Consider the following 14,291-nt stretch of genomic DNA (forward strand, 5'->3'; position numbering starts at 1 on the left):
TTTTCTACAACGCTGGGAGCGATTGTTGTCTGCAAATGTTCTTTGCCTTTGGGACACACAGCAGGCTCTCGCAGAAGCTTTCTATAAAAGCGTTCCAGCCGATGGGTTGTGAGAGATTTGATTGGGATAGCACCAATATACGGGTTGATATAGTGTGTGATTCGGTGCATGGTAGAGGAAAGCGTGCTTTCTGACCAATGATTTAATCCGTACAGATTGACGTATTCGTCTAACAGCTGAGAAACAGTCATGGTTTCCTGAGCCAATGCATGATTGGCATCTGGATCAACAACAGAAGCAGGCGGAAGCAGTTTATTGTTTTTCTTTTCCAACAAAATCTGAGCAATCCGCAGATTGGCTTCTTCTTCTGTGTCAAAAGATTCATGAATCAGATCCGGATAATTTGGGCACCGATATGTAATGCGGAATTTATTTCCGTGTTTTGTAGGTTTCATACTGACAAGATGCTCCTTGGATGAGTGATTCATCCGTACTATACAAGCCTCCTTTGTTTTATCGGAGCATTTTCCTGGTGTGAGGCAAGTATAGCACGGATTGTCTGCTGCAGCAAGTTAAGAATTTAAAAACTCTTCCAGTGCAGCGTGAGGAATACGGATGCTTTTTCCGATACGAATGCTGTGAATCTTTCCAGACTTTACGAGATCGTAAGCGGCATTGCGGCCGATTTTCAAAATGGCTGCCAGCTCCGGCACAGTGTAAACTTCATGATTGCTTTCCATTTCTGCGTCCTCCTTTCTTCATAACCAGACAGTTGATTGGAACGCTGGAAATATGAGAGAAAAGTTAGAATGAAATTATTCTTAAAAAAGTATCAAAAATACAAAGATTTTGAATAAAATGCCTAGTTTACTCTTGATAAAATGAAGAAAATATTTTATACTGAAATCAATTCCTAAAAAGACGAAAGAATTAACATTGCGCGAAAGAAGAATGAGATAAGGTGAATTTAATTATTAAAATTGAGAATCCACAAGAGGATAGAAATACACCGGATGATATTCAGATGTTAAAAGAAATCCTGAAACGCAGCGGAGTTACGATGCGTGCGGAGGATAGCTTTGGAAGCAAGAGCGTGTATCGGTTGAGAGGAAAAGAAGAAAAAATTTGGGAAAAGCTGACACGTGGAGCTGGAGCGAGAGCGACGACAAAGAACATCCCGATTAAAAAGATTTTAGAGATTGAGGAAAAATACAAACGAATGCCAAAAGAAAAAGAAGCAGCATTGGCTGCGTGCGGCGTACAGCTTCGCAATTATCAAGAGATTAAGAAGAATATTTGTGAGTGCTATGGGAATTTACAAAAGGCGATTCAATGCGGTCATATCTACTTTGTTCGCGTAAGAAAAACGAAATAATTAACAATGCGTATTTTCGGATTCAAAACGCACAGATTACATAAGTAAAAAATGAACGTTGCAAAATAGTTTGAAAAACAGACAAAAAGAGAGAAATTTTCCGGTACAAGCCACTGGAAAGTTTCTCTCTTTTTTATAATTTCAAAGCTTTATTCTCACATATTTGGAATGAAAGATGGAACAGGAGGATCATAGGATGGCCCTCCTGTTTTTATGTGGATACAGAATAGCTGCATAGAAGCGTGTGGCAAGGCAGGCTGATTGACCCGCTGACAGACATAAAAACATGTCAGACAGCAAAGAGCAGCAGAAAATCCGATATCCGGTTACGCGGACACAATCGTGTACGAGTAAACGGGGATATCGGAAAAACAAAATTTTCAGATGACTGAAATTGTGCTCCCCATTTGGGTTGAGCTGTTCAGATCGGATGAAAAATCAGACGATTGGTGCATAACAATCGGAAAACAATAAGAGTGCAGTGCTTCGCTTCAACACAGGTATTCACAATTTTACGATGAAAAAGGACAAAAACTATGGGACATAAGAACAAGCCGAACCGCGGCTCATTGGTAAAACAGGTGCAGGACAGTTTGGACGCAAAACTGCAAATTGGAAGAAAAAAGAAACCGGATAAACTTTCTGGTATTTCTCAGAACTATATTTACAGCTGGGAAACCTATCATTCGTATCTCAAGCATTGCTGCTATTTTGTGAAATGGTGCAAGGAAAATCACGGATGCAAAACAATAGAGCAGTGCAAGGCATATGTTTCCGAGTGGATGAAAATGAGAGAACATCTGTCTGTGTACACGCAAAAAATGGAAGCCAGCGCGCTGGTGAAATTGTACGGCTGTACATTGGAAGAATTGAATATTCACACTGCGGCTAGGCAAAGAAAAGATATTACACGCAGCCGGAACACGGTCAAGCGAGATAGGCATTTCAGTGAGAGCAATCATGCGGAATTGGTTGCCTTCTGTCGTGCGACAGGTCTGCGGCGCGCAGAACTCCAAGCGTTGCGTGGAACGGCCTTGTATCAGGATCGTTCCGGCTATTATCTGCATATCACGAGCGGCAGCAAGGGCGGACGGGAACGCTATGCGCCGATTATCGGTGATAAAGATTTGGTCATCCGTTTGTGCAAGCAAGCAGAAGACGGAAAAGTATTTGAAAAAATTCCGTCCGGTGCGGATATTCACAGCTATCGGCGCGACTATGCAACGGCGATTTACCAGCAACATGCGAGACCATTGGAACAACTGACCGCAAAAGAAAAGTATTACTGCCGCGGAGATCGAAAAGGAGAAGTGTTTGACAGAGCGGCAATGCGGATTACTTCTAATGCGCTGGGGCATGGGAGAATTGCGGTAATCGCGGGGCATTATTTGAAGGAAGATGGAAACGCATTATAATTATTATTTATTTACTGACTATTTTTTTAGTGTTATAATGAAAATAGATTTTTGAATGAATTTGAGAAAAATAATAGGTGGATGGTATGAAAATTATTGATAATATAAACCGTACTGTTTGTGATGATTTAAAAGAAAATATAAAACGTGGTAGCAAAATATCAATCGCCGCAGCGTGTTTTTCTATGTACGCATATGAAGAACTGAAAAAACAATTAAAAGATATAAAACAGTTTCGATTTATCTTTACGTCACCTACATTTGTAAAAGAAAAGACGGAAAAACAAAAGAGAGAATTTTATATCCCGCGTTTGTCACGAGAATCAAGCCTCTATGGCACAGAATTTGAAATTAAACTGCGCAATGAAATGACACAGCGAGCAATTGCAAAAGAATGTGCTGAGTGGATTCGGGGAAAAGCAACGTTTAAGTCCAATACGACGAACGAAAACATGATGGGTTTTATGTCTCTTTCTTCTGGAGAAGAAGAGATTGTATATGCACCGTTGAACGGTTTTACAACAGTTGACATTGGATGCAAACGAGGAAATAACAGCTATAATTTTGTTCAATGCTTTGAGAAGCCATTTACACAGAAATATATGCGGTTGTTTGATGATCTTTGGAAAGATCAGGACAAGATGCAGGATGTTACGAATACTGTTATTGAAAACATTAGTACAGTTTATGCGGAAAATTCGCCTGAGTTTATCTATTTCATGACGTTATACCATGTATTTAGTGAATTTTTGGATGACATTTCGGAAGATGAGCTGCCCAATGAAGCAACTGGATTTAAACAGAGTAAAATTTGGAGTCTGCTCTATGATTTCCAGCGAGATGCTGTGCTTGCTATTATCAACAAGTTAGAAAAGTACAATGGCTGCATCTTAGCGGATAGTGTAGGTTTGGGCAAGACTTTTACTGCTTTAGCAGTTATAAAATACTATGAAAACCGTAATAAATCTGTTTTGGTTCTTTGTCCGAAAAAATTAGCAGAAAATTGGAATACTTATAAAGATAATTATATGAACAATCCGATTGCGCAAGATCGTTTAAATTATGATGTATTGTTTCATACGGATCTTTCCAGAAACAGTGGTCAATCCAACGGGCTTGATTTGGATCGTTTAAATTGGGGAAACTATGATCTTGTTGTTATTGATGAGTCACACAATTTCCGAAATGGTATCGGTACACACAGCAAAACGAAAGAAAACCGTTATCAAAGATTGATGGATAAAGTGATCCGCGCTGGAGTTAAAACGAAAGTATTGATGCTGTCCGCAACACCAGTCAACAATCGTTTTGTCGATTTGAAAAATCAGCTTGCAATTGCATATGAAGGAAATTCTCAAAATTTGGACAGCCGTTTGAAAACATCAAGAAGTGTAGAAGATATTTTCAAACAGGCACAAAAAGCATTTAATGCATGGGGAAAATTGGAATCGGAGTTTCGAACAACGGATGCATTGCTGCATACATTGGATTTTGATTTTTTTGAACTGTTGGATAGTGTTACAATAGCTCGTTCGAGAAAACATATTGAAAAGTATTATGATACCAATGAGATTGGAAAATTTCCAGAGAGATTAAAGCCAATTTCTGTACGTCCGGATTTGACGGACTTGCCAGATGCCATAGGGTATAATGAAATCTATGAACAGCTGATGCGGCTGAGTTTGTGTATTTATATACCAACAAATTACATTTTTCCGAGCAGACTGCAAAAATATAAAGAGCTGACGCATAACAAAGGTGAAAATTTAACGCAGACCGGTCGAGAGGAAGGTATCCGACGTTTGATGAGCATTAACTTACTAAAACGTTTGGAAAGCTCTGTACATTCCTTTCGCTTGACACTAATAAGAATCAAAAAACTTATTGATAATACGATTCAAGAAATCAATCTATTTGAAAAATCTGGTTATGCAGATGTAACAATGTACGATGTACAGGAAGATGATTTTGATATTGATGATGAGAATACAGAATTGTTTACTGTTGGAAAGAAAGTAAAAATTGATCTCGCTGATATGGATTGGACGAGCTGGAGAAGAGAGCTTTTACAGGATGCAGACACATTAGAACTTCTTACATTGATGATAGATGATATTACACCAGAGCATGATGCAAAACTACAGGAGTTGTTTCATTTGTTGGATGAAAAGATACAGCATCCAATCAATGACAATAACAAGAAGGTTTTGATTTTCTCTGCGTTTTCCGATACAGCCGAATACTTATATGACAATGTAAGTAGATACGTTAAGAGCCGATACAATTTAGATACTGCGGTTATTACAGGTTCGATTGATGGACGAACAACGATTAAAGGTTTCAAAGCAACATTAAATAACGTACTGACCTGTTTTTCTCCAATATCAAAGAATAGAGATATTTTGATGCCACAGAGCACGACTGAGATTGATATATTGATTGCAACTGATTGTATTTCAGAAGGTCAAAACTTACAGGATTGTGATTATTTAGTAAACTATGATATTCATTGGAATCCGGTACGAATCATTCAGCGGTTCGGTAGAGTTGATCGAATCGGCAGTAAGAATAAATACATTCAGCTGGTGAATTTCTGGCCGGATTTAACGTTGGATGATTATATCAATCTGAAATCTCGTGTTGAGACGCGTATGAAAATTACAGTTATGACTGCCACAGGAGATGATGATTTAATCAATCCAGAAGAAAAGGGCGAATTGGAGTACCGGAAGCGGCAGTTAAAACGGTTGCAGGAAGAAGTTGTTGATATTGAAGATATGTCAGATGGAATTTCCATTATGGATCTGGGCTTAAATGAATTTCGGCTGGATCTATTGGATTACATCAAGACACATCCCGATATTGAACGCAAGCCGAAAGGACTTCATGCAGTTGTTCCCGCGACAGAAGATCTTCCGCAAGGCATTATTTTTGTCTTGAAGAATATCAACAATCATGTAAACAAGGACAATCAGAATCGCATTCATCCATTTTATATGGCTTATATTGATTTGGACGGAGAGATTATATGCGATTATTTAAATCCAAAGAGAATGTTGGATGATATTCGTTTACTTTGCCGCGGAAAAGCTAAGCCGATTCAGGCTGTTTACGAGAAGTTCAACAGACAGACCGATGATGGACGGAGAATGGAAGATGTGTCGGAGCTTTTACGTCAGGCGGTAAATTCCATTATTGATGTCAAAGAAGAGAATGACATTGACAGTTTGTTTTCGGCGGGAGGAACGACAGCTTTGTTAAATACGGTAGACGGTTTAGATGATTTTGAATTGATTTGCTTTTTGGTAGTAGCATAAGGGGGATTTTATGTTAGATTTGCCAAAGTCTACGGAGTTTAATAAACGGATTCCGAAATATAAATTCTATGATAATATAGAAATCAAGCCGACACTGAAAAAATTATTCACCGAACAAATTAAGATGATTTACTGGCGCAACAAGATTGCTTCTACCACAATGAATTTGACACAAGGCAAGCAGGTGACGGAGATAGAAATATTTGAAATTCGTCTGGCTTCGTCTGAGATAGATGAAGCGGTTTTGCGTCAGATAGACCGAGCCATTCCGTATCATATCTTGTTCTTACTGGAGTATGATGGAATGTATCAAGCGTGGATCGGTTATAAAGAAGTGGCATCCGGTAAAGCACTTTTTCGAGTCAATACATATTATCATACCGATTGGCAGAAAAAAGAGCAGCTTGCGCTAAAATTGGAAGGGCAGAGCATGGACGCAGTATATGAAAGCTTTGTCCGGCAGATTGCAGGAGATACATTGCAAACAGAATATTCTGAGGAAACACTGCGAGAATCTGTATCAAGAGAAAAGCGGAAGCAGGAATTACAAAAGCAGATAGATGCTTTAAAAGCTAAAATCCGAAAGGAAAAACAGCTGAATAAACAGATAGAATTTAATGCGGAGTTGAAAAAATTAAAGAAGGAGATGAACAATATATAATGTCAGCTGAACAATATAGACGTACTGTGAATACACTTGATAGGGAAATTGCGGGTCTTGAAAAGAAGCGAGCAGCTGCAGATAAGAAAGCAGCGGACGAAAATAAAAAAGCTGCAAATATTTCGATTAGTAAGACGGCATCTGAATCAACTATTCGCAGTAAACAACGACAAATAGCGGGTCATACACAAGCTGCAATAAAAGCACAGCAAGAGAGTGCTTCGATTACAGCGAAGATTGCAAGTAAGAAAGAAAAGAGAAATAATGCAGCTATTCGCTTGCAGAAAGAAGAGAGTAGTCAAAGAAAAAAACAGGAGAATACAGTGAAACAGATGAAGCAATCTTACGAGCAAGTAATCACGGAATTGCAGGAAAAAGTAAACACAGAAGTGGAAAACAGCATTGAAATGGATAATGATTCTACTGAATATGATGTTTTTGTATCACATGCATGGGAAGATAAAAAGGATTTTGTAGATGAATTGGTGAAGGCATTGCGTGATTTGAATATTAAGGTTTGGTATGATACCAGTGAGATGAAATGGGGAGATTCTCTGCGAAAACGTATTGATGAAGGTTTGAAAAAATCTCGCTTTGGAATAGCTGTTCTTTCACCGAGCTACATTGCTGAAGGAAAATATTGGACGAAAGCGGAATTAGATGGACTATTTCAACTTGAAAGTATCAATGGAAAAACAATTCTTCCCATTTGGCATAAGTTGACAAAGAAGGAAGTGATGGATTATAGCCCGATTTTAGCAAGCAAGATGGGGTTGTCTACTAGCATGATGACAGCTGAAGAGATAGCCTTGAAGTTAAAGGATTTATTGCCAGAAGAGGATGCAGAATCTACAAATCGAAAAGAAATATAATACGTTTAAATACAAGGGAGAAGACTAAAATGGATAAAATGCATATGGAGTCGGTTGACATAACTGCCCAGAACATAGAAAAGATAGGTGCGTTGTTTCCGAATTGTATTACAGAGACGAAAGACGCGGACGGCAAACTGAAAAAGGCTATCAATTTTGAGCTTTTGAAGCAGATGCTTTCGGAAGATGTAGTTGATGGTGATGAAGCGTATGAATTTACATGGGTAGGAAAAAAGGCAGCTATCGTAGAGGCCAACAAGCCCATCCGCAAAACCCTGCGCCCATGCAAGGAAGAGAGCGTTGATTGGGACAACACGGAGAATCTTTACATTGAGGGAGATAACCTTCAGGTGCTGAAGCTCTTGCAGGAGAGCTATCTCGGCAAGGTGAAGATGATCTATATCGATCCGCCGTATAACAGGAGAGATGATGCCCTTTATCGAGATGATTTCAAGCGGTCTGCGGAAGACTATGAGGAAGATAGCGGCGTGTACAATGAAGACGGCAACCGTATGTTTAAGAATACAGATAGTAATGGTCGCTTTCATTCCGACTGGTGTAGCATGATTTATTCGAGACTAATGCGGGCAAGAGATTTGCTTAGTGATGATGGAGTTATCTTTATTAGCATTGGAGAAGAAGAGATAGAAAATCTTCATAAGATAGCCGATGAAGTAATGGGACGCCGGAATTTGTTGGGTACAATTTTGTGGAAAAAGAAGACAAATGGAAATAATATGGGATTTCTTCCACCGGTTCATGATTACATTATTTGTTATGCAAAAAATATTAATAGCATCAATGATATGGGGTATCCAGTTTCAAAAGAGTTCATTGAAAAAAACTTCTCCAATCCTGATGATGACCCAAGAGGTCCATGGACTACTTCTGACTTATCGGCTAATCATAAAGGTCCTTTTTTTCCAATAACAAATCCAACAACAGGAGAATCGTTTTTTCCACCGGAAGGTCGATATTGGGTGTTCAATGCTCAAGAGGTCCAGAAACGAATTGCTGATGGAAGAATTATTTTTGGAAAGAGTGGCACAGCTCGACCAGTGCAAAAAGTTTTTGCTGCTGATCGAAAATTCAAGAGGACTCGAGCAGAATCTTGGTGGGATAAAAATGGAATGAATGAAGATGCTACAGCGGAGCTGAAAAAACTTTTTGGTGTGGCAAAGCTATTCACTCATCCAAAGCCCACTAAGTTGTTAAAACATCTCATTGCTATATCCACAGAAAAAAATGATATTGTTTTGGACTTTTTCTCTGGATCTTCTACTACAGCTGACGCAGTTATGCAAATAAATGCAGAAGATAATGGAAGGCGGAAATTTATCATGGTTCAGTTGCCAGAAGCCTGTGATGAAAAGAGTGAAGCTTACAAAGCGGGATACAAGAATATTTGTGAGATCGGCAAAGAACGTATTCGTCGAGCGGGAACGAAAATTAAAGAAGGTTTGTCTGAACACGGATATGCACTTAAAAAGCTGAAAGAAGAAGGCATTCCATTTCAAATGGCGATTCGTAGAGAGGATGATACATCTACAGACGAAAGTTTTATTAACAATCCTGAAATCATAAGCGGTAAATCAACTGGAACATATAGCGTGCCGGATGATGTAGAGGATATTCAGAGAAAGATGGCTGATGAGCTCGATATAGGTTTCCGTGTTCTCAAGCTGGACGACAGCAACATGAACGAGGTATATTACAGTCCGGCTGAATATTCTCAAACGATGCTTTCTGAGATGGAGTCCAATGTGAAGTCTGACCGCACAGACCTTGATTTACTGTTTGGCTGTTTATTAGAGTGGGGATTGCCGCTTTCTCTGCCATACCGTTCAGAGCAGATTGACGGATGCACGGTACACGACTACAATGACGGAGACTTGATTGCTTGCTTTGATAAAAACATTCCGGACAGTGTTATCAAGGAAATTGCAAAGAGACAGCCACTGCGGGCTGTATTCCGTGACAGCAGTTTTGTAGACAGTCCGTCCAAGATTAATGTGAGTGAGATCTTCAAGCTGCTCGCACCGGATACAAGAATCAAAGTTATTTAAGGAGGATCTGCGATGAAGCTGCAATTTAAGCATCAAAAATTCCAAGCAGATGCCGCCCAAGCTGTTGTGGATGTGTTTGCCGGTCAGCCGTACTTGACGCCGTCTTATATGATGGACAGAGGAACAGACTATACTCAGACTATAATGACGGGCGTACAGGATTTTACCGGTTGGAGCAACCAGAAAATCGTACCAGAGTTAAGCGACCGTATGATTTTGGAAAATTTACAAAAAGTACAGAGAAGGAATCAGCTCAAGCCTTCTGAAAAATTGGAGGGAAGATTTAATCTGACTATTAAAATGGAGACTGGTGTCGGCAAAACGTACACCTATATCAAAACGATGTATGAGCTGAATCGTGCATATGGTTGGAGTAAATTTATTGTCGTTGTTCCAAGCATTGCGATCCGTGAAGGTGTGTATAAGTCCTTTCAGGTGACACAGGAACATTTTGCGGAAGAATACGGAAAAAAGATTCGATTTTTTATCTATAATTCTAAACAGCTTACGGAAATCGACCGATTTGCTTCGGATAGCTCCATCAATGTCATGATTATCAATTCACAGGCCTTCAATGCACGTGGTAAAGATGCAAGACGTATTGATATGCAGTTGGATGAATTCCGCTCACGCAAACCGATTGACATTATTGCGAAAACAAATCCAATTGTAATTATCGATGAGCCGCAGTCGGTGGAAGGAAAACAGACCAAACAAAACTTGAAAAAGTTTAATCCGCTGATGACGCTTCGCTATTCTGCTACCCCTAAAGAAGATAGCATTTATAATATGGTGTATTGCTTGGATGCAATGGAAGCATATAACAAACGTCTGGTCAAAAAGATTGCGGTAAAGGGTATTAGTGAATCCGGCAGCACGGCAACCGAAAGCTATGTCTATTTAGAAAGTATCAATCTTTCTAAATCAGCACCTACGGCAACGATTCAATTTGACTACAAAGGTGCATCTGGTATCCGTAAAATTACAAGAACCGTTTCCGAAGGATATAATCTCTATGATAATTCCGGCCAAATGGAAGAGTACAAGCAGGGATTTGTTGTTTCACGCATTGATGGTCGTGATGATTCAATTGAGTTTATAAACGGTATCAAAATCTATACTGGAGATGTAATTGGTAAAGTCAGTGAAGAACAGCTTCGCCGTATCCAAATTAGGGAAACAATTCTTTCTCATATTGAAAGAGAACGTGAACTGTTCTATAAAGGCATTAAGGTTTTGTCCTTGTTCTTTATTGATGAAGTTGCGAAATACAAGCAGTATGACGAAGCTGGACAGCCAATGAACGGTATCTATGCAGATATGTTTGAGGAAGAATATGCGGATATTATTCAAAATTTGCAAATTGGGGACGGTGAAGATGATTATTTGAAATATCTGCATTCTATCCCTGCTGAAAAGACACATGCTGGCTATTTTTCGATAGATAAGAAAGGTAAGATAATTGATAGTAAGCTGAAAGATAAAAAGGAAAGGACAACAGATGATGTTGATGCTTACGATCTTATCATGAAAAATAAAGAGCTCCTTTTGGACAGAAATCCAGAAAAGTCGCCGGTTCGCTTTATCTTTTCTCATTCAGCTCTGCGTGAAGGTTGGGATAATCCAAATGTATTTCAAATTTGTACATTGAAGCAAAGTAGCAGTGAAACCAGAAAGCGGCAGGAAGTCGGTAGAGGTTTACGTCTTTGTGTCAATCAAGATGGAGAACGTATGGATGCTAATGCACTTGGAAATGATGTGCATAATGTCAATGTGCTAACGGTAATTGCCAGCGAAAGCTATGATAGCTTTGCAAAGGGACTTCAAAGTGAAATTGCAGAAGCTGTTGCAGACAGACCTCATGCTGTTACAGCGGAACTGTTTATCGGTAAGGTAATAAAAGATAATGACGGTAATGAACAGGTTATTGATGAAGATACCGGCCGTGCGATTCATTTTGATTTGATTGTAAATGGATATATTGACAAAAAGGGAGCACTTACAGACAAATATTATGAAGACAAGGCAAATGGCGAAATCAAAATTGCTGATGAAGTCGCAGATTCTGCAAGTTCTGTTATTGAAATTATCGACTCGATTTACGACAGCAGAATGATGCAGCCAGAAAATGCTCGTAGCAGTAATGTGGAACTAACGGTAGATGAAGAAAAACTTGCTATGCCGGAATTTAAAGCTCTGTGGTCAAAAATCAATTCTAAATCTGTTTATGTTGTGGATTTCGATACAAATGAGTTGATTCACAAGTCAATTGATTCTCTGAATGAAAAACTTCGTGTTGCTAAAATTTATTTCACAGTCGAAACCGGCACCATGAAGCAAATTAAGTCCAAAGAAAGTTTGACAAGTGGAACATCATTTGTAAAAAAAGAATCTTCAATCTATGATAACACTATTACTGCAAGTTCAAATGTGAAATATGATTTAATTGGAAAATTGGTAGATGAGACCGGTTTGACCAGAAAAGCAATCATTCAAATCTTACAGGGTATTCAGTCTGCTGTATTCGATCAGTTTAAGAATAATCCGGAAGAATTTATTGTAAGAGCTGCATCGCTTATCAATGATGAAAAAGCGACGGCGATCATTGAACACATTACATATGATGTAATGGATGAGCAGTATGGTACAGATGTATTCACAGACCCGACAATAAAAGGTCGTCTTGGTGTCAATGCAATGAAAACAAAAAAGCATATATATGACCATATTGTATATGATTCTACCAATGAACGTACATTTGCTACAGAGCTGGATACCAATACAAATGTCGCAGTATATGTAAAACTACCAGATGGATTTTACATTTCAACACCGGTAGGACACTATAATCCAGACTGGGCGATTGCCTTTTACGAGGGAACAGTCAAGCATATCTATTTTGTAGCGGAAACAAAAGGATCTATGAGTTCGATGCAGCTTCGCCGGATAGAAGAATCAAAAATTCACTGTGCAAGAGAACATTTTAAAGCAATTAGCAATGGTGAAGTGGTATATGATGTCGTGGACAGTTATAAATCACTGCTTGATATTGTGATGAAATAATTGAAATAATAAAGTAGTGTGAATACATACTCACTGTTTGACTTTTATGCTGTCAGTTGCAAAATCACTGAAGATATGATACTATTAGTTCACGAATATAGAACTAATGAAAAGGGCGACGCTATGGTTATCTTAAATCTGGTACTGAAAAAAATATATGGGTTTGACGATTTTACAATCAATTTCAGCTATCCGAAAAAGATTGTAAATTCCTTTATTGTGGCAGAGCATCTGAAAGACAGAGAGCGTTTTCGCTATAAAAAAGCTGTTATTCTGATGGGAGCAAATGCTACAGGAAAAACTAGCCTTGGAAAAGCACTTCTTCGTATCTTTGCTTATATGGAGAATGGAATGCCATCTTCGCTTTTTGAAATGGTTTCTGGTGAAAGCGGTTATTTTTGTATTGACTTTGTAAATGAAGATTATCGGCTGCAAAGGTTGTGCACTACTATCTGTCCGGCAGAGAATGATGTAGAGATTCAGTATTATGCGGCAGATATTGATTGTATGGATTCATATGAAAAATGTGTGTCCAAACTGAAAGATTTTACTGCAGAGGCTACCAAAAAGATTTCTTCTTTGAAAGAAATGATCGGAGATATACAGTATCGTTTTGCATATCCAGAAATCGAAAAACAATTGAAATTAACTGTAAAGAATAAGGATATTCTGTTGAAAACACTTCGAGCAGTGATTGGAACATTAGATCCAACACTGCAAGATATTTCTTTCTCTAAAGATTTGAAGGATACCTTTATTATTCGACGAGATAATACGGAGATTATCATTCAAGAAGGAAAATTATTGAATCGAGAAGTGCTTTCTAGCGGAACAGCAGAAGGAATTGACATAGCGATGTTCCTCGCTGCAATGATTGCAAACGAAGGCAGTTTTTGTTATTGTGATGAACATTTTTCTTATATTCAGAGTGATATTGAAAAAAGAATATTTGGTATCATGTTAGATTGTATCGGTGAGAATCAACAGTTGATTTTTACTACACATAACACAGATATGCTTGATCTCAACCTTCCAAAGCATAGCTATGTATTTTTGAGAAAATGCTTAGAAGATGGAGCATATACAGTATCTGCAATATCTGCATCGGATGTGTTGAAGCGGAATACGGATTCTCTGAGACGAGCCGTTGAAAATGATGTATTTGCTTCTTTGCCACAGAATTCCTTATTGGATGAATTAGAAATGGAGTGGCAGCATGAATAATGAATCTACTATGCGGTTGATCACAGCGTTGAAGGAACAACCAGCAAAGCTGATTCCAAAACCAAAGAATTAATGGGCGACTAAAAAACCGATGGAATTCTCTTTTGTAGAGAGTAACAGTGATAGCGTAAAAATCTGATTTAAAAGCACGGTGTAAAAGCCGTGCTTTTTGCTTGCAAGAAAGATGTTATATCAGAGTATCGAAATACGGAGAGCATGAACTGCCATAAGGATGAGGTCCAGAAGCTAATGATATATTTGCTTAGATCTAAACGGTTTGAACACAATAGAAAAATAA

At 38.5% G+C, this 14,291-nt stretch carries 10 protein-coding genes; 8 read left to right on the plus strand and 2 right to left on the minus strand.

The genetic code is table 11. The features are described from left to right. Both KQI75_RS13330 and KQI75_RS13335 read right to left on the minus strand, forming a co-directional pair. On the minus strand, positions 1-455 hold a 455-nt coding region (locus KQI75_RS13330), incomplete at its 3' end, for a tyrosine-type recombinase/integrase (protein WP_456237094.1). Positions 456-572: 117 nt separating this feature from the next. Then, the gene (locus KQI75_RS13335) at positions 573-740 is read right to left on the minus strand and encodes a helix-turn-helix domain-containing protein (protein WP_178292827.1); all 168 of its coding nucleotides are present in this window, start codon (positions 738-740) and stop codon (positions 573-575) included. A 221-nt stretch (positions 741-961) separates the two neighbouring features. Here KQI75_RS13335 and KQI75_RS13340 point away from each other — a divergent pair, with 221 nt between their 5' ends. The 8 genes from KQI75_RS13340 to KQI75_RS13380 all read left to right on the plus strand — a co-directional run bounded on the left by KQI75_RS13340 (position 962) and on the right by KQI75_RS13380 (position 13,993). Beyond that, a complete protein-coding gene (locus KQI75_RS13340; protein ID WP_216471323.1) occupies positions 962-1,375 on the plus strand; it encodes a hypothetical protein in 414 nt (137 codons plus the stop codon). Between the two features lie 536 nt (positions 1,376-1,911). Further along, entirely contained in the window at positions 1,912-2,790 is an 879-nt protein-coding gene (locus KQI75_RS13345; protein WP_216471324.1) for an integrase domain-containing protein, read from the plus strand. 86 nt (positions 2,791-2,876) lie between these two features. Further along, entirely contained in the window at positions 2,877-6,107 is a 3,231-nt protein-coding gene (locus KQI75_RS13350) for a helicase-related protein (protein ID WP_216471325.1), read from the plus strand. Between the two features lie 10 nt (positions 6,108-6,117). After that, entirely contained in the window at positions 6,118-6,768 is a 651-nt protein-coding gene (locus KQI75_RS13355) for a DUF4391 domain-containing protein (RefSeq protein ID WP_216471326.1), read from the plus strand. Continuing rightward, a complete protein-coding gene (locus KQI75_RS13360; protein WP_216471327.1) occupies positions 6,768-7,640 on the plus strand; it encodes a toll/interleukin-1 receptor domain-containing protein in 873 nt (290 codons plus the stop codon). Before KQI75_RS13355 ends, KQI75_RS13360 begins: the two co-directional genes overlap by 1 nt. Before the next feature lie 29 nt (positions 7,641-7,669). Then, the gene (locus tag KQI75_RS13365; protein WP_246566693.1) at positions 7,670-9,706 is read left to right on the plus strand and encodes a site-specific DNA-methyltransferase; all 2,037 of its coding nucleotides are present in this window, start codon (positions 7,670-7,672) and stop codon (positions 9,704-9,706) included. Positions 9,707-9,718: 12 nt separating this feature from the next. Continuing rightward, complete coding sequence (locus KQI75_RS13375) at positions 9,719-12,769, plus strand: type III restriction-modification system endonuclease (protein ID WP_216471328.1); 3,051 nt, start codon at positions 9,719-9,721, stop codon at positions 12,767-12,769. Between the two features lie 123 nt (positions 12,770-12,892). Beyond that, on the plus strand, positions 12,893-13,993 hold the full coding sequence (locus KQI75_RS13380) for an AAA family ATPase (RefSeq protein WP_216471329.1): 1,101 nt from the start codon (positions 12,893-12,895) through the stop codon (positions 13,991-13,993). The last annotated feature ends 298 nt before the right edge of the window (positions 13,994-14,291 follow it).

The sequence above is a fragment of the Butyricicoccus intestinisimiae genome, from assembly GCF_018918345.1.
GTDB classification, from domain to species: domain Bacteria; phylum Bacillota; class Clostridia; order Oscillospirales; family Butyricicoccaceae; genus Butyricicoccus_A; species Butyricicoccus_A intestinisimiae.

Coding starts and splice junctions, on each gene's coding strand:
- KQI75_RS13365 (WP_246566693.1), top strand. CDS start 7,670: ATGGATAAAATGCATATGGAGTCGGTTGACATAACTGCCCAGAACATA.
- KQI75_RS13380 (WP_216471329.1), top strand. CDS start 12,893: ATGGTTATCTTAAATCTGGTACTGAAAAAAATATATGGGTTTGACGAT.
- KQI75_RS13350 (WP_216471325.1), top strand. CDS start 2,877: ATGAAAATTATTGATAATATAAACCGTACTGTTTGTGATGATTTAAAA.
- KQI75_RS13345 (WP_216471324.1), top strand. CDS start 1,912: ATGGGACATAAGAACAAGCCGAACCGCGGCTCATTGGTAAAACAGGTG.
- KQI75_RS13375 (WP_216471328.1), top strand. CDS start 9,719: ATGAAGCTGCAATTTAAGCATCAAAAATTCCAAGCAGATGCCGCCCAA.
- KQI75_RS13360 (WP_216471327.1), top strand. CDS start 6,768: ATGTCAGCTGAACAATATAGACGTACTGTGAATACACTTGATAGGGAA.
- KQI75_RS13335 (WP_178292827.1), bottom strand. CDS start 740: ATGGAAAGCAATCATGAAGTTTACACTGTGCCGGAGCTGGCAGCCATT.
- KQI75_RS13355 (WP_216471326.1), top strand. CDS start 6,118: ATGTTAGATTTGCCAAAGTCTACGGAGTTTAATAAACGGATTCCGAAA.